Source organism: Helicobacter rappini (assembly GCF_900198625.1).
GTDB lineage: Bacteria > Campylobacterota > Campylobacteria > Campylobacterales > Helicobacteraceae > Helicobacter_A > Helicobacter_A rappini.
The window spans coordinates 1-21,612 of the sequence record NZ_FZPK01000035.1 but is presented as its reverse complement, the minus strand read 5'-3'; the positions used below and the strand labels follow the sequence as shown (position 1 = coordinate 21,612).

Annotated in this window: 16 protein-coding genes and 1 tRNA gene; 10 read left to right on the top strand and 7 right to left on the bottom strand. The window is 36.0% G+C overall.

What is annotated here, in order from left to right; translation table 11 throughout:
• Window positions 1-5 precede the first annotated feature (5 nt).
• On the top strand, window positions 6-674 hold the full coding sequence (locus tag C6H17_RS07275; RefSeq protein WP_005218239.1) for a helix-turn-helix domain-containing protein: 669 nt from the start codon (window positions 6-8) through the stop codon (window positions 672-674).
• Between the two features lie 378 nt (window positions 675-1,052).
• Here the strand turns inward: C6H17_RS07275 and C6H17_RS07270 are convergent, their stop codons facing one another.
• From C6H17_RS07270 to C6H17_RS07255, 4 genes are all read right to left on the bottom strand, one after another.
• Window positions 1,053-2,312 carry a tyrosine-type recombinase/integrase gene (locus tag C6H17_RS07270; RefSeq protein ID WP_005218237.1) on the bottom strand — a complete coding sequence of 420 codons (1,260 nt, stop codon included), beginning with the start codon at window positions 2,310-2,312 and terminating at the stop codon, window positions 1,053-1,055.
• Between the two features lie 163 nt (window positions 2,313-2,475).
• Window positions 2,476-2,563, bottom strand: a tRNA-Ser gene (locus C6H17_RS07265).
• Between the two features lie 73 nt (window positions 2,564-2,636).
• A complete protein-coding gene (locus C6H17_RS07260) occupies window positions 2,637-4,127 on the bottom strand; it encodes an SH3 domain-containing protein (RefSeq protein ID WP_005218236.1) in 1,491 nt (496 codons plus the stop codon).
• Window positions 4,124-4,465 (bottom strand): Spx/MgsR family RNA polymerase-binding regulatory protein, encoded by a 342-nt coding sequence (locus C6H17_RS07255; protein WP_005218234.1) that lies wholly within the window; start codon window positions 4,463-4,465, stop codon window positions 4,124-4,126. Before C6H17_RS07255 ends, C6H17_RS07260 begins: the two co-directional genes overlap by 4 nt.
• Window positions 4,466-4,810: 345 nt before the next feature.
• Here C6H17_RS07255 and C6H17_RS07250 point away from each other — a divergent pair, with 345 nt between their 5' ends.
• Window positions 4,811-6,967: a carbon starvation CstA family protein gene (locus tag C6H17_RS07250; protein ID WP_020995888.1), complete on the top strand. Its 2,157-nt coding sequence runs from the start codon at window positions 4,811-4,813 to the stop codon at window positions 6,965-6,967.
• A 560-nt stretch (window positions 6,968-7,527) separates the two neighbouring features.
• On the opposite strand, the gene C6H17_RS13435 is transcribed toward C6H17_RS07250, so the two are convergent.
• Window positions 7,528-9,591: a methyl-accepting chemotaxis protein gene (locus tag C6H17_RS13435; RefSeq protein ID WP_005218230.1), complete on the bottom strand. Its 2,064-nt coding sequence runs from the start codon at window positions 9,589-9,591 to the stop codon at window positions 7,528-7,530.
• A 136-nt stretch (window positions 9,592-9,727) separates the two neighbouring features.
• Between C6H17_RS13435 and era the strand changes: the two genes are divergently transcribed.
• The 4 genes from era to flhB all read left to right on the top strand — a co-directional run bounded on the left by era (window position 9,728) and on the right by flhB (window position 13,696).
• Window positions 9,728-10,645, top strand: a complete 918-nt coding sequence (gene era / locus C6H17_RS07240; protein WP_020995889.1) for a GTPase Era — start codon at window positions 9,728-9,730, stop codon at window positions 10,643-10,645.
• A 78-nt stretch (window positions 10,646-10,723) separates the two neighbouring features.
• A complete protein-coding gene (locus tag C6H17_RS07235; protein WP_005218225.1) occupies window positions 10,724-11,380 on the top strand; it encodes a tetratricopeptide repeat protein in 657 nt (218 codons plus the stop codon).
• Between the two features lie 282 nt (window positions 11,381-11,662).
• Entirely contained in the window at window positions 11,663-12,478 is an 816-nt protein-coding gene (locus C6H17_RS07230; RefSeq protein ID WP_020995890.1) for a hypothetical protein, read from the top strand.
• Between the two features lie 99 nt (window positions 12,479-12,577).
• Window positions 12,578-13,696: a flagellar biosynthesis protein FlhB gene (gene flhB / locus C6H17_RS07225; protein ID WP_005218222.1), complete on the top strand. Its 1,119-nt coding sequence runs from the start codon at window positions 12,578-12,580 to the stop codon at window positions 13,694-13,696.
• Window positions 13,697-14,254: 558 nt separating this feature from the next.
• On the opposite strand, the gene C6H17_RS07220 is transcribed toward flhB, so the two are convergent.
• The gene (locus C6H17_RS07220; protein ID WP_005218220.1) at window positions 14,255-14,818 is read right to left on the bottom strand and encodes an outer membrane beta-barrel protein; all 564 of its coding nucleotides are present in this window, start codon (window positions 14,816-14,818) and stop codon (window positions 14,255-14,257) included.
• Between the two features lie 509 nt (window positions 14,819-15,327).
• Between C6H17_RS07220 and C6H17_RS07215 the strand changes: the two genes are divergently transcribed.
• Window positions 15,328-17,016 (top strand): 2-isopropylmalate synthase, encoded by a 1,689-nt coding sequence (locus C6H17_RS07215; RefSeq protein ID WP_040463451.1) that lies wholly within the window; start codon window positions 15,328-15,330, stop codon window positions 17,014-17,016.
• A 344-nt stretch (window positions 17,017-17,360) separates the two neighbouring features.
• Here C6H17_RS07215 and C6H17_RS07210 read toward each other — a convergent pair whose 3' ends face one another.
• On the bottom strand, window positions 17,361-18,602 hold the full coding sequence (locus C6H17_RS07210; RefSeq protein WP_020995891.1) for a M16 family metallopeptidase: 1,242 nt from the start codon (window positions 18,600-18,602) through the stop codon (window positions 17,361-17,363).
• A 253-nt stretch (window positions 18,603-18,855) separates the two neighbouring features.
• Here C6H17_RS07210 and C6H17_RS07205 point away from each other — a divergent pair, with 253 nt between their 5' ends.
• The 3 genes from C6H17_RS07205 to C6H17_RS07195 form a co-directional block, all read left to right on the top strand.
• The gene (locus C6H17_RS07205) at window positions 18,856-19,098 is read left to right on the top strand and encodes a hypothetical protein (RefSeq protein WP_005218215.1); all 243 of its coding nucleotides are present in this window, start codon (window positions 18,856-18,858) and stop codon (window positions 19,096-19,098) included.
• 48 nt (window positions 19,099-19,146) lie between these two features.
• Window positions 19,147-20,220, top strand: coding sequence for a 3-isopropylmalate dehydrogenase (gene leuB, locus C6H17_RS07200; RefSeq protein WP_005218213.1), 1,074 nt, complete (start codon window positions 19,147-19,149; stop codon window positions 20,218-20,220).
• Window positions 20,221-20,434: 214 nt separating this feature from the next.
• The coding region (locus tag C6H17_RS07195; RefSeq protein WP_104731389.1) for a BspA family leucine-rich repeat surface protein at window positions 20,435-21,612 on the top strand (1,178 nt) is incomplete at its 3' end.

Here is a 21,612-nt window from a genome sequence, read left to right as displayed (position 1 = left end):
TTTTTATGAAATCAGAGCATAAAAAAAATGAAAAATTACGGAATCTGCGACTCTCTTTAGGTCTCTCTCAAAAGAAATTTGCCGAAAAATTAGGGCTTACAAGATCTCTGATTGCTGCTTATGAGACTGAGAAAAATCCCATTTCAAATAATGTGTTATTGCGAGTGAGTGAAATTTTTGGTATTAAAAATGAATATTTTGAATCTGAAATGACACCACAAGAAGCATTTGAAAAATATAGTATTAACCCTGCTGACATACTCAAGATAAATCCATTTGATGATATGGTTTGTTGCGTATATGAGAGTTTAGAAGATTATGCAGGCAGGAATCCTTTAGTTAAGGCAAATTTAAAAATTCAATTTCTTTCCTTATTGTTTGCGGCAAATACAGATGGAAATTATCACTTTATAAAGCTTAATAACTCCACAAATGAGCCTTTTGCAAAAAACGGAGATATTCTTATTGTAGAAAGGCAGGGTAGAGCGGTTAATGGAGATTTTATTGTTGCAAAATTCCAAGAAAGTTATATCATTTTTCAATATTTTGTTGTTGGGATTGATGAAGCACTTTTTAAGGGGAGCAATAATATAGAAATCAAATTGAAAGGCAATGAAAGAGAACAGATAGAGATATTGGGCATTATTAAGCAAAAAATTTCTACTTCAATATAAAAAGTGCAAGAATCCATACATACAGCAATCTTGTATTTTTTTTATTGCTTTTAGATATAAAAAAATAATCCATAAGGCTTAAGCATTAAAAAGTGCTAAAATATCACAAAATAGGTGCTTGGAAAAGAAAAAAGCGAGATTTACACTTTATATTGTGCTTAAAAAATCCATTAAATTTCAGCATTTTAACACACTTGAAATGCGTTGCACAGGTGCTTTAAGATATAAATTTGCTCTCTACACATACATTTTGAGTAAAAAGTGTGCTGATTGATGTTTGGCAAATATCATTATATGTGCAAGTTTTACAACTTTTGATTTTGATAAAATATTGCTTCAAATGGCGTATTTTAGGCATAAAGAATTTAAAAAAAGAAACTAGATTTTAAAATCACACAAATTATTCAAATAATCCCCATACCACTGCATTAAAACTTCTTGCTGTTTGAGTGTGCTTTTCTCTCGCTCATAGGCATATTGTATAGCGTTGTTTGTTTTATGGGCAAGGGCAGATTCAATGGCATTATTTCCAACACCAAGCTTCAACAACTCCACTTCATTGATAGAACATATTGTCCTGAATGTCGCCCTAAATCCGTGTGTAGTTACTTTGCCATTCCATTTGCCTTTATTTAACCGCCTTAGAGCTTTGCTTAATGTATCCCTATGAATATGTCCATCTTTACTGATAGTGGGGAATACAAAAGGGCTTTCTAATATACCAAAGTCTGCTTTTTGCAATTCTAAGATTCTTAAAGCATAAGAGCTAAGAGCAATATTAAATGGCTCTCGCATTTTCATTTCTTTTGCAGGAATACACCAAAGCCTAGATTCTAATTTTATATGCTCCCATTTGGCACTTGCAGTATTTGCGGGGCGATTTACGCAGAGAATTTGCAAATATAAAGCTCTTTTGACTTGTATGTCCATATCTGCCACGCTTAAATCTTGTAAAAATTCCCTTATGTCGCTTTCTTTAGTGAGTGCTGCAAGGCGTGTGTCTATGTCGTGTTCTATATTAAAGCGTTTGAGATTAGGAAATTCTTTTTCTAGCCCTATGGTTGGGTCATATTCTATATACCTATCTTTTAAGGCAGGAGCTAGGATAGCACGGAGAGCATTTTTTGCTCGTCTTATGGTTTCTAGTCTTGGGGTTTGTGGATTAGATTCATCAAAGGTGGTATTAAATGCGGATAGAATCACTGAATATTTAATCTCTTTAGCGTCTAAGTTTGCAAAATGTGGCAATAGATGATTTTTACAAATAGATTCTGTGGCTTTAATCGTGCTTTCTGCCTGCCCCTTTTTACGCTTTTGAGCAATAAAAGCTTCATAAAGATTCTTAAAGAGATACTTTTGTGTATTAAGCTCCCCACCACTTTCAACAATCTTTAACTTCTCACACGCTTCTTTTCTAGCTTCAGCCACGCTATAAATACCTTGTCTAAAGCGATTTAATGGTATATGCTTTTCTCTACCATTGTTGCAAATCCTAAGTGCAAAGCCTTTAACACTGCTTGGATTCACAAACAAGATAAGCTCACTAGGATTGCCTACCACAACACGATACCTTTTGTTTTTCGGCTCCAACCCTCTTATGTCTTTGTCAAATAGAATCTTTCTAGCTATGCGACTCATTATTTAGCCTTTATTGTAAGATTTTATGAAAGTATAACAAGTCCCCCTTAAAAGTTCCCAAACTAAACAAAAACAAATGATAGTCAACTGAAAAGATAAGAGCCTTAAATAGCGGTATTTGGCAGTTATTTGAAAACAAATGAAAATGAAAGAAAAGTAATCGTGGCAGAGGGGAAGGGATTCGAACCCTCGAAAGCTTGCACTTTACACGCGTTCCAGGCGTGCTCCTTCAACCACTCGGACACCCCTCTATAAATAAAAAGATTGTGTGCAAGACATGCAATTATAGCAAAAAATTACTCTTTTGCACACTACGCTAACACTTTAATGTGAGATATTAATACCTGATAATAAATCTAGTGCCCTAGGGCTTACTTCCGTATTATAGATATTTGTAACACCCTCTATCCTTGAAAGCAAGGTATTTTTCATTGCTACATTTGAGCTAAATGCCCCACCTATATGAAGCGTTGTAATACGCACTCCACCTAGTCTAATATCCTCTTGTTTATTATTAATAACAGGTCTAACGCCCCATGCACTATGGGCTACAATAGCCCTTTGTGAGCCTTTGATATTGACATGTCCTAGATAAAGCATAATATGCCCCTTTAGCCAAATGATACTTGCAAAGGGCTTTGCATTTGCGATAATATACTCTTCTTTTTCACTCTCTGTCATTTTAGATAGATTCACAAATTGCCCTTTAAATTGTGCTTGTGCGGCGGAATTGCGTGGTAAAAAGATTCCAAATGACGCAAAGCTATCACGCGTAAAAGCACTGCAATCCCTATTGCCAAGCAAGCCGCCCCAACCATACTTCTGCCCTAGCATAGTATGAATGAGTGATGACATTTTTTCTTCACTAAAAGGCATGGGAAAATCTGAAAATAGATTAGGATCAAACTCCACTTCACGAATTTGTGCGTAATTATCTATATCCTTGTAAAAGGTTATGAGTGTGTCATGTCGTTTATTGTAGGGGAAAATCTGTCCTACACGCGCATCAAGCACCCATTGATTCTGATAAGATAAGGGGATAAAATCCTTATTTGGAATCTTATAGGATTCAAAGCTAAGGATTCTTTTACGCATACTATCACTCACTAGTCCAACACTACGCGTATCAATCCAGCCATATACAAAAGGTCCTTGTATATGCGCATATCGCCCATCACTACTAAAGTGAGAAATCATTACAGGTGTGCCTTCAAATATAAAGCTATTTTGCCATCTATCAAATGGAAAATCATCTTTGTTTTTATAACGCGGCTTATGCGTTGGCACGGCTCTCACAGAAGTAGCCTGCACGATTATTCCAGCTTGTGGTTTGCGTAAAAATTCGCCTAGATTCATATTGCTTAGAATCTCTTCAAACTCATCAAGTGTATTAGGCAGAAGATTCTCACCAACGCCAAGCAATGTTTTTATCCTTTGCTCGAGTGAAGCCATCTTTGCTTTATATTCTTTCTCTAGCTTCGCGTAATTTTTCGCATTTTTCTTTGGCGGCTTTTTCTTTAGCTCTTCTAGCTCTTTATGATAATTTAGAGCATTTTGCAGTGATGGCACGATATAAAATACAGAATCTTTATTGCTACTGATTTTATTTATATCCCACACAGCATAAAACTTTGCTAGATATTCTTCTTTGTTTGCTACATTAAGATTTTGTATTTGAAATGGCATAGATTCTGTTGGATTAAATTTTTGCGAATTATCTGTGCCAGAAAGTATATTAACATTAATGCCTTCTTGTGCTTTAAGATTTAGCAAACATACATATATTACAATAAGAATCTTGACAAAAGTTTTCATAGCAACTCTTCTAAATGTTGTAATCCAATAGTAACTTTTTGTATCACACCATTTTCATAACTCACAATAAGCGGTCGCTTTATCACGCTTAGATTCTGCAACACAACTTCAGGCGTTATATCCTTTATGCCTTGTTCTTTTAGCTTTTTGTAGGTCGTGCCTTTAGTGTTTATGAGATTCTCTAAGCTTATACATTCAAGTATAGCCTTTAAAGATTCTAAGTCCAACCTCTCTTTTTTAAAATCATGAAATCTGTATGCTATATCATTTTCATCTAAAAAGGCAAATGCTTTTTTCATGCTATTGCAATTTTTAATGCCATATACTATTAACTCCATTGTATCCCTTGTATGCGAAATTAATCATATAAAGCAAAAAGCTTACCACTTATTCATATTAATTCTATGCAAAAGTATAAAAAGCATTTTTATTTTCCATCATCGCTGTGTTTATTTCTGTTTGTATCAATAAACTACAATATAAAACACAAATGATACTTTTTTATACATGCTTATAATTTTGAGTAAAAAAGTATTTCATTTTTACAGAAAAAATGCTTTTTTATATATTATATAGCTAACTCGTGTCTTTAGCAACTTAATTTAGAAAATGTCGAAATAGATGAAATTCATAGTTCTAAATAGTTTAGCTAAGACAGGATATTTTACATTAAAGGTATTTTAATGAATGGTATGAGTAAGATTCTATGGATAGCCATAGCAGTCATTGGGGCATGCTGTTTTGGTGTGCTAGCATTGCATAATGGCGAAAAGATTTCTGCACTTTATCTTGTTGTCGCTGCAATTTGTATCTATTCTATTGCTTATCGCTTTTATAGTGCTTTTATAGCAAATAAAGTATTAGGACTTGATAGCACAAGGGCTACACCCGCAGTCTTAAACAATGATGGGCAAAACTTTGTTCCCACACATAAAGTCGTTTTATTTGGACATCATTTTGCCGCCATTGCTGGGGCTGGACCACTTGTAGGACCTATCCTTGCTGCACAAATGGGCTATTTGCCATCTATGATATGGATTTTAGTAGGCGGTTGTTTGGCTGGGGCAGTGCATGATTTTGTCGTGCTGTTTATCTCATCTCGTCGCAATGGTAGATCACTAGGTGAAATGATAAAAGAAGAAATGGGTAATACTATTGGTAGCTTTGCTATGCTTGCTATTTTTGGAATCATGCTTATTATCATCGCTATTCTTGCAATGGTTGTGGTAAAAGCCTTAGCAGATTCTCCATGGGGGACTTTTACCATTGCTATGACTATACCTATTGCTATGTTTATGGGTATATATATGAGATTCTTGCGTCCGGGTTGTGTAGGTGAGGCTAGTATCATAGGCTTTGTATTGCTTATGTTTGCGCTTTATTATGGACAAATTGTCGCACAAGATCCTGTTTTATCAAGCTATTTTCATTTTAAAGAAACAACTCTTGCTTTAATCATTATGGGATATGGCTTTGTCGCTGCGGTTTTACCTGTATGGCTACTTCTTGCACCACGGGATTATTTAAGCACATTTTTAAAGATTGGGGTTATCGTAATTATGGCGGTAGCTATCCTTATTGTTGCCCCTGATTTGCAAATGCCAAAATTCACACAATACACTGATGGCACTGGTCCTGTGTTTGCTGGTAAGCTTTTCCCATTCCTATTCATTACTATTGCATGTGGTGCTATAAGTGGATTCCATGCTTTAATCAGCTCTGGGACTACGCCAAAAATGCTTGAGAATGAAACACATGCTAGAATGGTAGGCTATGGCTCTATGCTTATGGAATCTGCTGTTGCGATTATGGCTTTAATTGCTGCGTGTATCTTACAGCCGGGCTTATATTTTGCTATCAATTCCCCTGCTATTGCCATTGGGACAGATGTTGTGAGTGTAGCGCAGACTATATCTAGCTGGGGCTTTGTAGTAAATCCACAAGACATTACAGATCTTGCAAAAAATATCGGTGAAAATACTATATTAAGCCGCACAGGTGGTGCGCCAACCTTTGCAATAGGACTTGCTACTATCATTTCTCAAGTGCCACTTTTTTCAGCGGCTTCCATGTCGTTTTGGTATCACTTTGCCATTTTGTTTGAAGCACTCTTTATTCTTACCGCTGTTGATGCGGGGACACGCACATGTCGCTTTATGGTGCAAGATATTTTAGGTAATATATATAAGCCTTTAGGGAATCTAGATTCTATTCCTGCTGGTTTAATTGCTACTGGACTTTGTGTAGCCGGTTGGGGATACTTTCTCTATCAAGGGGCTATTGATCCAAAAGGTGGCATTTATACGCTATGGCCACTCTTTGGTGTAAGTAATCAAATGTTAGCTGCTATGGCATTACTACTTGTAATGGCAATCCTTTTCAAAATGGGAAGAGGCAGATATGCTTGGGTTGTAGCTATGCCTGTAACATTTGTGCTTATTGCCACGCTTTATGCTGGGGTGCAAAAGGTGCTTCCTGCAAATGGTGAAAAGATACATGATGCAGTAAGCCATGTAGCCTTCGTACAGAATACAAACGCAAAAATAGCCGCCCTAGAGCAAACAAATAAAGACTTAAAAGATGGAAAGGCTAACCCTACGCTTAACATGGAAGGCAAAAGTTTGCAAGAATTGCGTGAAATGGAAATAGCAAAGAATGAGCAAGATATAGCAGGTATGAAACAAGGGGTAATCAATAACTCTATTAATGCGGTATTGTGTATATTCTTTATGTGTGTAACCCTGCTTGTGCTTATCCAAGCCTTAAGGATTGCAAGGCAGTCTAGTAGCGGACAGCTTAGCTATCCATTACGAGAAGAACCTTATGTAGCGATGAAGTAGATATTCTTATAACTTAATTGTTGCGGTATTAGAATCTAAGTAGATTCTAATACGCAAGATATGGTTTGTGCTATTTCTTGCGTATTTTCATGTGGAAAGGTATATGGTATTTTTGCCATAAAGTTTCCAAAAAAAAAATGGTAGATCCCATAATGCAGCCATTAATGCAACAAACATAAAAACTCTTGAATTCCACAACCAATATTCATAATTAAATATTTTTGCAAATCCCAATATTATCCACAACTAAATTAAAGTTTTAAAACACCAAGTCTATACAAATACGACTATATGTGGGCAGCACATAAATAATTTGTAAGTCTAATATTTTTTGCATGATATAAATTAAAACTATTTGTCCGAAAGATAAAGTGATTGACAAGATTATAGATCTTAAAGGCAGTCTATTAAACAAGTTTTAGAAGTTGGGTGATTTTATTCTGCAATGTTTTTCTTTTTTAGCTATGTTATAAAGATTACAGCAAACCACTATAGAATCTAAACAGGATTCTATAGGAATTCAAGCCAATAATAAGGTATTGTTACCCATAAAAAACGCCTTAGAATTTTTTCGTATTTACATCTTTTAATATATCGTTTGCGATTTCATTGACATTTACACTGATTGTTTCGGCTTGTTGGGCTATGCTTACATTATTGTGCGTTGTTGCTTCAAGTTGTGAAAGTGTTGTGTTGATTTGTGCGATACCTGAAGTTTGCTCCCTTATAGATTCCACCATGTCATTGATTGACTGCACTAAGATATTTGTATTTGCTTCAATTTCACCTAAAGACTTTTGGGTTCTCTCTGCTAACTTTCTTACCTCATCGGCAACGACTGCAAAGCCCCTGCCATGCTCCCCAGCTCTTGCGGCTTCAATAGCGGCATTCAACGCTAAAAGATTGATTTGGTCTGCGATGTCGCGGATAATTTCTGCCACATTTTTAATATCTTCACTTTGAGATATGACTTCACCTGTTTTGCCACTTACATTTTGCATAGATGATGTGATCTCTTCTACTGCAGTGGCAGTTTGCTCAAGGCTTGTTGCTTGTAAATTAGAAGATTCTGTAAGTTTTAATACAGAATCTTCAAGGGTTTTACACTCATTTGTAAGATTTCTTGCAAATCCAGCAGAAGTTGCAAGCATTTCCTTAATCTCTGCTCCAAGCGTATTTGCCGCTTTTTCCACCGTGCCACTTGCATTTGCTATTTCAGTAGTAAAGTCTAAATTAGTATAAGAATCAAAGACTCTCTGAATCTCATTCATATCCTTTCCTATCTTTTCTTCTAGGACAGAAAGCATTTGATTTAGCACATTTTTAAGCTCTTGTAATTGTGGATTATGAGAATCTTCAGTGATTCTAGCGGTAAAATGCCCCTGCTCTATTTCTTTAGCAGTTTGCACTGCTTCTCTTACAAGCAGTGAATCTTTATCCAACCCCAATTGCGTTCGCTTCACATTTTCTGTAAAGACTTTTGCCATGCTACCAATCTCATCATGTGCCTTTACAACAAGCGCTCGTGGCTGTTTGCCCTCGTGATTAATATATTTAAAAAAGTCTTCAAGGTATTCATTTAGACTACGCAATCTATCAACAATTTGAAATTTTGCAAAAAGACTTAGCACAACTAAGAGAATGACTTGCACAACGACTGAAAAGATAATAGTTTGTGTCCGCAATGCGTAATAATCTGCTAAGACATCACTGCGAGGTGTGAGTGTAACGATATGCCAATGCACATCTTTGAATAATGACACATCGACATCAGCATGTGCTGCAAAAGTCTCTTGTCCGCTTGTATCAATCATTGCTGCTGTAATCTCTTCGTTTTGCATTACACGCGTTACAAGTGGTGCTAAATGCGGTTGCATTTTAGCTAAATCCTGCAATTTTGCCCCAACAATCTTTGTGTTATTTGCGGCAATGATTGTGCCATCGTGTATAGCAAGCACTTTTGCTTCGTTTGGATATACGCTATTTTTTGTTGCCAATAAATCCGCTGAAATTAGGTTAATATCAATCATGCCTCCAAGCACACCTACAAGATCCCCCTCATAATTTAACACGGGAAATACAAAGATTGTAGTCCTTACTTCCTTATTATCAACAGAGATTGTCCTTAGTGTGCTAAATCGGCTTGTCTTTGTATTCAATGCCTCTTGTATCGCCGGTAAATCAAGGATAGCCTTATTTGCCTGCAATGCCTTGCCATTGCTATCTGCTATTACCATCATATCTTTACCAACACGAAATTGTGCGGGCAGTGCCGAATAATCTTTATCTTTTAGGTATAAAAAACCATACATTGTATTTTTATTTTCTTGTGTTAAATCGACAATTTGTTTTACTATCGTTTGATATGAAGAGAGTCGGTTATTTGCAAGATTGTGCGTTAATGTGCTGCCATATATGCTGAATGAATGTAAGTTTGAATTAAGCTCACTTAGAATCTTGCCCGAGTTGTATTTTGCGGAAAGCAACATGCCATTTTGAGCATTCTCAATTTCTCTATGTTTCATTTGAATCAAAACTGCATAGCATAAAGCAGTTATCGTAATGATTGTGGTTGTTGCGATAACATATCGCAATTTTGAGCTAAGAGACATACCTTTACGCATATTTTTAGAACTCCTTTACCATTTATTAAAAAAGGCTAATATTATACAAAAATTCTGTGTTGTTTTTAACTTTATTGTTATTTTTATATGTGTATGACTTAAATGTGTAATGTTTTGAAAAGGGAGTTATATAGAAATGAAAGAAAAAATTATGACAAGTGGCTTTATTAGCGTTATTGGTCGCACAAATGCTGGTAAATCAACGCTGCTCAATAATCTTGTAAAAAGCCCCATTGCCCTAGTATCAAAAAAGATAAATGCTACTCGCAAACGAATGGATATTATTGTGCCTTTTGAAGATAGCGATTATAACTCACAATTAATCTTTATTGATACCCCCGGCTTACATGAGAGTAAAAAGCTACTGAATGAATACATGCTGCAAGAAGCAAAAAAGGCAGTTGGAGATTCTGATTTAAGTGTGTTTGTCGCTGTTGCTAGTCCTAAAAAAAGCGAGATTTTACATTACAAAAACTTTTTAGACCAACATGATAAAAAGCATATTGTTTTACTCAATAAAATAGATACTTTAAATAAAAATGAACTCTTAGAATGTCTAGAATCTTACAAGCAATATCAAAACAAAAATCTAGGCATTATCCCCATAAAGGCAAAGGAGCTTAACTCTCAAACAATACATTCAATCTTATCGCTACTAGCAAAAAATTTGCCCATTCACCCACATTTTTATGATAATGACATGATAAGCACAACTATCATGCGTGATATTTACAAGGAAGCGATAAGAGAAGCTGTATTTGAGAGATTTAGCGATGAGATTCCCTATGAAAGTGATGTAAAGATTCTAAAAATTACCCAAAAGCCTACAATCTTATACATAAAAGCACAAATTATTGTCGCAAAAGATTCTCAAAAAGCAATGATTATAGGTAAAAATGGCGAAACCATTAAGTCATTAGGTAGTATCGCAAGAAAAAAATGCGAATACCTTGCCGAACAAAAAATATTTTTAGAACTCATTGTAAAAACTATAAAAGGCTGGAATACAAGCAAAGACACACTTAAACAAATAGGTTATGATTTTATGGAATAGAATCTAGATTTATAGAGTCCTGTTTGCATAAATTTATGCTACACTTAAGGCAAAGTTTCTAAAGATAAAGGGGTTAGAATGCGTATAATAGTGTTTTCATGTATAATGTTTTCATGTTTTATTATGGGTTGTGCTAAGAAAGAAGTAATAAAAGCACCACCACCTGAAGCAAAGGATACAAAGAGAATAGAATCCTACAATAAGCTTGATAATCTAAAAGAGGGTGTATGGCGTGTAGATGAGTGGAAAGAAACAGCAAAAAAGATATGCCAAGATTCAAAAGAGAGAGACTGCTCTGTCTTAGCTGAAATTTATCATGATAGATTCTATGGTTATGGTTCTAGGGGAGATAGACAAAAAGCTATACAAATGCTTGTAAAAAGTTGTTCTCTTAATGATAGCAAAAGTTGCTTAAAGCTGTCATCTCTTGCAGATCAGTCAGATTATCCAGTAGGAGAGAGTGAGACATTTTTCAAAAAGGCACACGATCTTGGGCTGAAAGGCTGTAATGCAAATTATGCGCTAGATTGCCATGTTTTAGCCTTGCTTTATTTTGAGGGGCATGGCGAATTTGAGAGAGATAGGGCAAAGTCAAAGGAATACGCACATAAAGCATGTGATATGAAACATGCTGGCTCTTGCATTTTCATCGGTATTAATGGCGATACACACGAGGAAGTGCTCGAAGCACACAAGAGGGCTTGTGCCTTAGGTATTAAAGCAATGTGTAAGTAGATTTTTGGAATCTTTTTGCAATTTCGCCTTGTTGTTGCTTTAGATTTTGTTATATGTTTTGTTTTTTTATTGTGTGTATAGTGAAAGTTCTAAACTTAATATAAATTTAAATGGTTATTTTCGCTGCATACAATGAACTAAAAGTTGCATGAAGATCTAAGCTTTATTCCATATCTCAAACTTTCCTGCTATCAAAAATATAGAATCTATGTTTTAAAATATGCAAATTTACAAAACAAGCTATAATGTATCTCATGATTAATAGCAAAAAAAGGGGAGTAAATGCGATTTAAAGTTATGCTTTTTAGATATATATTTTGCGTGATACTCTCTTTTAATATAGCTTTTGCGTATAAATGCTATGAGAGTTATTGTGCTCATTTTGGTATAGGCTCTGGGGTGGCTTATGCAAATTTCAAAGCCGGTGGTATGCCTGATTTTAATAATATTGGTGGCTATCTATCTGCTTTTACAAACTACTATTCAAAGCGTTTAGCATTTAATTATGACTTGCAAGTTGGCTTATTTAATGTAGCACAAAGCGGCTATATACAAGGCTTAAATAATATAAATTCGCAAGATCGCATGGGTGGCTTTGTGCTTATGGACCTTAATGCGGGGCTTAATCTCGGCTCTTTAGAAAAGCCCATTTTACTCACACTATCCCTGCCTGTAAATATGTATAATCTCGGCTGGAATGTAGCCCAAAGGCTATCAAGTGAAGCTATTTTTCTAGGCTTTAATCTCTATTCTAACACAAAGCTTACAGAACGCTTTATGCTTTCCTATCAGCTAGGATATAGCTATTGTGTAAGTGGTCGCTATCGCATAGATTCTTATGCAAATATTGCTACACTAAAGGGCGGACATCGCTTACTTTTTAACCTTAATCTACTCTATAAAAGAGAGAATGCAGAATCTAGCTTTACCAACAAAGACAAAGCAGACTTTTATGCGTCTTTGAAAGGCATTTATTACATGCTAGAGCCATCAAATACAATACATATAAATAATACTCCATTGCATTATAATGCGAGTAATAATTTCATGCTTACTTTAGAGTTTGGTGTGAGTTTTGGCATACCACCTATGGAGTAGCAAGGACTTTACGCGTAAATCGCCCTATTAATAAACTTTGCTATAATTTCGCCTTAGATACTTAAAGATTCACACAAAGCATAACACATAGGATAAAAAATGGCAGAAGAAGAGAAAACCCACGCCCCCTCCCAACGCAAAATACAAAAGGCAAGAGAAGAGGGCAGTGTCGCAAAAAGCCCTGATTTAGTCGGGCTTGTAGGTTTAGTCGTAGGATTAATGCTGCTTTTTATCATATTTCCATTTTGGGTGAAAATCTTTAAAGGCTTGTATGTCGAATGCACGAAGCTTTTTTTAGTGGATTTTAATATGCACACAATTTTTGCCATCACGCTTACTATACTAAAAGTCGCCGCATTATGTGCTATGCCCTTTTTCTTTGCTCTCATGGTCGCTGGTATCATCGGCAATGTCGCACAATTTGGCTTTTTACTAAGCTTTAAAATCATAAAACCAAAGGTTGATAAAATAAACCCCATAAAAGGTGCAAAGAATCTATTCTCACTCAAAAAATTGCTTGATGGATTCATTATTACATTAAAAGTATTTATCGCATTTGCAGTGGGATTTTTCATATTTGTAGGCTTCTTAGATGAAGTGGCAAATATCTCTATGAGTCCGCTAAAAGAGCAGCTAACATGGTTTTATCAAAAGGCTCTCATTCTCATTGGTGCATTGCTATTTTTATTCTTAGTTATGGGGATACTAGACTTTTTAATCAAGCGGTATCAATACATCAAAAGTTTGCGTATGAGTAAGCAGGAGCTAAAAGATGAGTTTAAACAACAAGAAGGGAATCAAGAAGTAAAAGCAAAAATCCGTCAAATCATGATGAAAAATGCTATGAATAAAATGATGAGTGCAATCCCTAGTGCCAATGTGGTGGTAACAAACCCCACGCATTACGCAGTGGCTTTGCGTTTCAATAGTGAGACAGAATCTGCCCCTGTTGTCGTGGCAAAAGGCATAGATCATCTTGCAGTAAGGATTAAGGGCATTGCAAGGGAACATGAGATTCTAATCATTGAAAATCCACCTTTAGCAAGGGAGCTTTACAGACTTGTCGATGTGGATAGAATGATCCCCGGAGAAATGTTTGAAGCGGTTGTGGAGCTATTCCAGCAAGTAGCTAAACTTGAGGCAGAAAGAGGCAGAGTCCCAGACTTTATGAAACGCGCAGAAGATAAAAAGCAAAAAGTGATACAGCATAAAGAGTAAGAGTATAGAAGCAATAAAATGTGGCGTTTATAAGAGAGTTTTAGAATCTAGGCTTTTACTTTTGTATAGATTCTATATTTCTCATAAGTGTTTTTATAAATGCCATTCATAGTAGAACGGAAAGTTTTATAGATAACTTTTTAATTGAATTTGCTAGAGTTGTTGTAAAAAGACTAAGGGCTTTATAAATTTAGAGAACTTGCAATGTAAGAATGGATTAAAAAACATAATAAGAGTTTGTAGGCATATACATTCCATAAAGGCTTTTATATTAAGTATAAAGTGTTTGTTTGTCAATATGAATCCTTTTTGTATTTTAAGTCTATGCAATATCTACAATATAGAATCTTAATGGCATTTAAACTAAAGAGACATAAAAGCAAATATAAGCAAAAAAACAGAATAAAAGAAGATTAAAGCAAGAATAAATTTATAAGCTAACAAGGCTTGATATTTTACACAAGCAAGGAAAGATGACCTTGCTTTGCTTACCCCTTATCTCTAATGCTTTGTTTTTAAAGCAGCAGAGATTCAAAGGGGATTATCATAAAAGATAGATTAGAAAATATAGCTATAACCTACTGAAGTTGTAAATAATTTTACATTGAGTGCGTCAAAAGCATTGTCAGGAACTTTTACGCCATTAACTTCTGTAATATCCATACTTAAAGTTGGGATTTTAAAGCCAAGCTCAAATCTATGGTGATTGTTTGCTGTAAGGCTTAAGCCAACATTAATAGGCAAAAGGAAACCACCTGCTTTGAGATTTGTCGTTGTTGTTCCGGGATTAGTTGTTGTTACATTACTGGCCATACCATAGCCAAGACCAATACCCACAAATGCACCAAAGCTGATAGAATCTGTTTGTATAAGATTCACAAGCAAGTCGGCATTCAGTGTGATTACATGTGCAGAACTAAAAATATTCCTTGTATCATTCACATTGTCTGTAACACTACTTGCACTCATAGGGTTAAAAACAAAAGTATATCCAGTATCAAGACCCACAAATAATCCACTACCATTCCCACTATCACCACCAATTCCATCATCAGCAAAAGCTACCATAGGCATAAGAGATAATGCCGCTACACATGCTATTTTTTTAAAATGTTTGTTCATAAAGAACTCCTTACAATTATTAAAAATTCCCTAAAAATTCAAGTTAGGTTCTTGCAAGTCTAGTGACTTTTCAAAAAAAAGGATTTTTACAAAAAAATATGCAAAAATTTGATATTTTTGTATTTTATTGTTACTTTTTGTTAATTTTTAGTGATTTTTTAATATAAACTTAAGCATATTAACGATAAATTTTTGATTTCTACTTCAAATGTGAAGCTATAAAATTATGAAAAATACTTAAAGATATTGCAACTAATCTTGAAAATATATGAAAATTTAGCTGCTAACTATTTGACTTTTATTTTAAGATATAAAAGTATAAAATCCCATTTTTTTTGACTAAGGATATGTGCTTAATGTATGAGCATAAAACGCCTAGCAAAGATTCCAAAACTTCTCTCTTTTATGATTCTTGCTTATTTTGTAGAAAATTTTTATTATTTTTGTATTTTTTATTGCTACAATCAAAGGGCTTTTTAGCCTTTGCAGCATTTTTACAAGGAGTTTTTATGAATCACAAGAAATACAAACGCGGCTACTTTATGCCCCCAGATTCTAACAAAGATTCTAAATCGTATTTAGAATGGAGCAAAAAAGAGTATATAGAGTCCGCACCTTTATGGTGTAGCGTGGATTTACGCGATGGGAATCAAGCCCTAATCACCCCTATGAGCTTGGAAGAAAAAATCACATTTTTTAAACTCCTGCTGCAAATTGGCTTTAAAGATATTGAGGTTGGATTCCCCGCAGCGAGTGAGACTGAATATCGCTTTTTACGCACTTTAATAGAGCAGAATCTAATCCCAAAAGATGTGCGTTTGCAGGTGCTTACCCAAGCAAGAGAGCATATCATCAGGCGGACTTTTGAAGCATTACAAGGCTGTCCTAATGCGATAGTGCATTTTTATAACTCAACTTCTTACGCACAAAGGGAGCAGGTCTTTAGAAAGTCAAAAGAAGATGTGAAAAAAATCGCTATTGATGGGGCGTTGTGCGTGAAGCAAATCGCACAAGAGACAGAGGGCAACTTCTCTTTTGAATACTCGCCAGAAAGTTTTAGTGGCACAGAGATTGACTACGCCCTTGAAGTCAGCAATGCGGTGATTGATATTTTTAAGCCCACAAAAGAGCAAAAGTTTATTTTGAATCTCCCTGCCACCGTTGAGACGAGCCTGCCTCATATCTACGCACAACAAGTGGAATTTATGAGTAAGAATCTTTTGCATAGGGAGAATGTGCTTATATCCTTGCACCCGCATAATGATAGGGGCTGTGCGGTAGCGAGTGCGGAGCTTGGAATCTTAGCAGGGGCGGATAGGATTGAAGGCACACTTTTTGGCAATGGCGAACGCACAGGCAATGTAGATATTATCACCCTAGCGTTAAATCTCACTACACACGGCGTAGATTCTAAACTTGATTTTAGCAATCTCCCCAAAATTTGTGATGTGTATGAATCTGTAACCAAAATGCAAGTGTATGAGCGGCAACCCTATGCCGGAAAGCTTGTCTTTGCTGCCTTTTCTGGCTCTCATCAAGACGCTATTGCTAAGGGTATGGCGTATCACAAAGAGAAAAATCTTAGCACTTGGAGTGTGCCTTATCTCCCGCTTGATCCGCAAGATGTGGGGCGAGTGTATGAAAGCGATGTGATACGCATAAACTCACAGAGTGGCAAGGGCGGTATTGCCTACATTTTGCACGAGCATTATGGGGCGAACTTACCGCCACTTTTTAGAGAGGAGTTTTCCTACTATATTAAGGATATTTCGGACAAAGCACATAAGGAGCTTAGCCCAAGTGAGATATGTGCGATTTTTGAAAAGGATTTTGTAAATGTTGCGGAGTTTTTAGAGATAGGCGAGTTTGCTTTTGAGACAAAAGAAAATGAATGTGAAGTGCGTATAGAGCTAGTAAAACCGCAAAAAATGAGCATAGATTCTAAAGGGAATGGGCGACTTGATAGCATAGCAAATGCGTTGAGAGAGCATTTAAATCTAAGCTTTGATATACTAGATTACAGCGAACACGCTTTGAAAAATGGCTCAAATGCTAAGGCTATCGCTTATGTGCAGATTGAATCTAATGGCAAGAAGTATTTTGGCGCTGGGATTGATAATGATATTATCAAGGCTTCAGTGTATGCGTTAGTGAGTGCGTTAAATCGTGCGTATGCGAAAGGTATAACTAGATTCTAAAAAAGTTTTCTAATATTTTTCATGAAGCACTAGAAAATTATTAAATATTCATATTGCAGGGTGCGCCATGACTATAAAGATAAAAAAGAGTCAGCATTTATCCTAATGATTATTATTGCATTAAATTTATGCTTGAAAAAGAAAAGATAAGTAGGTATAGATTGTTTTTTACAAAATAGATAAACCTTGTGTATAAGTGTTGATAAAATTACGCACACCAGTAATGAAATCTTTTATTTTTGTAAAAAGAATATGATGAAGATTTGGCATTCTATATAGTGTAAAAAAGAAAATTGAAAACACACAAACAAGCCGAAATCTTAAAAAAACAAAGTAATCTTATCCTATTTTGTAATTACGGCAAAGCTTAAGTTTGCAATCTCTGCATGTGTGCGGATAAATTCATTCAGAGTCTCTAAATCAAGCGAGGCGACTTTCTGTAAAAATTCTTCTCTATAATCTAGGGGCAAACCATTATAATAATTCATAAATTTTGCGTTTAGTCTCTGCCCTAGCGTTTCTTCCTGCAATGGTTTATTGCCGAGTATAAACTGCTTTGCAGAATCTAGCTCTTTTTGGGTAACCCCTTTTGCGACAAAATCTTTTAGGATTTGCTGTGTTAGAGCAATCGCTTCATCTTGTTTATCAAGTGCTGTTTGCATATAACCTGCAAAATAAGTGCTAGTTCGCGTAATGTTTGGACGCATGTAAGCAGAGTATGCAAGTCCTCTTTTTACCCTGATTTCTTCCATTAAACGACTGCCAAAGCCAGAGCTACCGAGTATAAAACCAGCGACTTGTGCCTTATAACCATCATCTTTTATACTTTGGATATTTAGAGGGCTTGCAAAGTAGATATAGGCTTGTTGTGTGTCTTTTTTGGCGGTTTTCATAGCGATAGTTTTAATTTTATATTGCGGTATGCTAACCTTTTTTCCTTGCGGTAAATGTGAGAACACTTTTTGAAGTTTTGCAAGGCTATTTTTTATGTCTAAATCGCCACCGATAACAATCACCATATTTTCAAGTGTGAGCGTTTTATCAAGGTAGTTTCTAATATCGCTTAGACTTACAGAATCTATTTCTTGTGTTGTGTTGCCAAGGGCTGGATAGGCTAAAGGCGTCTTTGCAAAAATACCTTTTTGAAGCAACAAAGTAGCCTGATAGTCAAAATCACTACTTTTACTCATAAGGGCTGCATGAAGCTTTTTTTGCACATCTTGCAATGTGCTTTTTGTTAAGTTTGGATCTTTTATAAGATTTTCTAATTGTGTATAGGCAAAGTCTTCATATTCCTTTAAAAAATCAAGCGTAAAAGTCAAAGTTGCTTGACCTACACCAATGTCTAAATCAAGAGCCTTGCTTTCAAGCAGTTCTGCAAATTTCACATTGCCAAGCGTTTTTGTGCCACGATTTAACACAGCACTTGCTACTCTTGCTAAAGGCTTTTTAGGTGGATTAAACATATTTCCACCACCGATGAAAATCACTTCTACATGCCCAGTCGGTATAACGCTTGATTGTTCGCTAATCACTGGAATCTTGATATTATTGATTGTGAGATGAGAAAGTATATTTGCCTGCATTATTTGTGCTCCTAGACTAAGAAAAAATAACATTACAATGTTTTTTATCATGCTAAAACCTTGCATACTGAATCTTGTTTTAAAAATGCTAGAGATTATACACAAACTTTGTCAAATCGCAATATCATAAAAACATATATTAAAATGCATGCTAGAGATTCTAAATTCCGAAAGACATCGCAGAGTTTCATCAACACTTCACAAATGCAAAGTAGAATATTCACTCTTAAATCTAACAAAACAGGGAGCAATAATGAGGTATGTTGCAGCAGTGATTTTGGGTGTATTTTTGGCACAAAGACGTAAAGCACACATTGAAACATTGCAGTATAGAAAATATTTAGGCATTTTTGTTGGCGGTGGCACACTAAGCTTTGTAGATTCTATTGCGTTAAGAAGCAATATGAAAAGTTATCTTAAAAGTCTTATTTTTGCTATAATTATCGACATTTTTGTTTATTTTATGGAAATAGGGAAAAGTAAAAGGTATGATTAAGCCATTTTTTGTAGAACAAAGAGACAACGCAAAAGCAAGGAGTAAAAAATGAGAAAACAAATCGCAGTAATACAGGGCGATGGTATCGGCAGAGAAGTCATCACACAAGCCCTAAAGGTGTTAGATTCTATATCAAAAGTGTATAAGCACGAGTTTGTGTATAAGGAAGTCTTAGCGGGTGGTTGTGCGATTGATGCTTGTGGGGAGTGTTTGCCACAGGAGAGTTTAGAAGTTTGTAAAAATAGTGATAGCGTTTTACTAGGGGCGGTTGGCGGTCCAAAATGGGATAAAGAGCCAAGCCATAACCGCCCAGAATCCGCCCTTTTACGACTTAGAAAAGAGCTAGGTGTATTTGCTAATATCCGCCCAGCCACACTTTTAGCTGAGCTAAAAAATGCTAGTCCGCTAAAGAGTGAGATTTTACAAAAGGGCATTGATTTTGTTATCGTGCGTGAGCTTGTGGGTGGAGCGTATTTTGGTAGGCATTTGTGTGAGGAGAGAAATGGCGAAAAAGTTGCTACCGATGAGATGAGCTATACACAATCTCAAATTGAATCTATCGCAAGAGTAGGCTTTGCAATCGCACAAAAACGCAAGAAAAACCTTGTGTCCGTGGATAAGGCAAATGTGTTAAGCTCATCGCGTTTATGGCGTGAAGTGGTGGAAAATGTGGCAAAAGACTATCCCGATGTAAGTCTAGAGCATATGTATGTGGATAATGCAGCAATGCAGATTTGTAGAATGCCGAGTGCGTTTGATGTGATTTTAACGGAGAATATGTTTGGGGATATTTTGAGCGATGAAGCAAGTGTCATCACAGGCACCATTGGCGTAATCCCTTCAGCTTCACTCTCTCAAGGCACTTTAGGGCTATATGAGCCAATCCACGGCAGCGCACCGGATATTGCCGGACAGGATAAGGCGAATCCTATTGGCACGATTTTATCCGTGGCGATGATGTTAGAGCTTTCATTTGGGCTAAAGCAAGAGGCACAAGCGGTGCGAAATGCGGTGAATCTTGCCTTGAAAGAAGGCTATCGCACAGGCGATATGATGGATAAAGATTCAAAGATTATAGGCTGTGAGAAAATGGGGGATATTATCAGTGGGTTTGTAAGCTAAATGAAACTTGATAGAGAATCTTAAATGCAAGAATCTTCCTTTTTGGGATTTAAGATTCTGCAAGTTTAATACACCTGCTATGGTAGAGATTGTCGAGGTATTGCAAGAGTTAATAGGCCTAAGGGCTTCAAGGTAAAGGGACTTTATCTCTTTAGGCTTAATCTTTACGGTATCAAGTATGTTATCATTCTAATTTTAAAATGAAAGGAACACTATGAGTAAGAAAATCTACAAACCACAAACCAAAGAAGAGCTAAAAAAGCTTGCCAATGATGAGAGTATCCACTTGGGTGATATTGATGTAAGTGCTATTACAGATATGAGTGAATTGTTTGAACGCTCTAAACGCACAGATTTTAGCGGGATAGAATCGTGGGATGTAAGCCAAGTAACTGATATGTCATCGATGTTTTCTTGGGTGGAATTTTTTAACACAGACATTAGCAAATGGAATGTCAGCAATGTGAAAAATATGAGTCGTATGTTTTATGGGGCAAGGAGCTTTAATCAACCGCTAGAGTCGTGGAATGTGGGCAGTGTGGAAGATATGAGTCGTATGTTTGCAGGTGCAACGAGATTCAATCAGCCGCTAAACTCTTGGGATGTGAGTCAAGTAATTGATATGAATGGTATGTTTGAGTTTGTATCTTATTTTAATCAGCCACTAGAGTCGTGGGATGTAAGCCGAGTAGATGATATGAGTTGTATGTTTGAACATGCAGAGATTTTCAACCAGCCTTTAGGCTCTTGGGATGTGAGTTTTGTAAATAATATGAGCAGTATGTTTGCAAGTGCAACGAGCTTCAACCAGCCGCTAGAGTCGTGGAATGTGGGTGGTGTAGATGATATGGAGTGTATGTTTTGTTGCGCGGAGAGTTTTAATCAACCACTAGATTCTTGGGATGTAAGCCGAGTAACTAATATGGGCTTTATGTTTTATGGGGCAAAGAGTTTTGATCAGCCTTTAGACTCTTGGGATGTCAGCAATGTAGTTGATATGGGCTTTATGTTTTATGAAGCAAAAAGCTTCAACCAGCCGCTAGAATCGTGGGATATTAGCAAGGTGGAGGATATGGATTCTATGTTTTATGGAGCAAAGAGTTTTAGCCAGTCGCTAGATTCTTGGAATGTCGGTAATGTAAAAAATATGTCTTATATGTTTCTTGGGGCAAGTAGCTTTAATCAACCACTAGAATCTTGGAATGTAAGAAATGTAGTGAGTATGAGTGGTATGTTTGAAGGTGCTAGGAAGTTTAATCAACCGCTAGACTTTTGGAATGTCAGGAATGTAAAAGATATGTCTTATATGTTTTGTGGGGCAAGTAGCTTTAATCAACCACTAGATTCGTGGAATGTCAGAAATGCAACTAAGATGCAGTATATGTTTAAAGG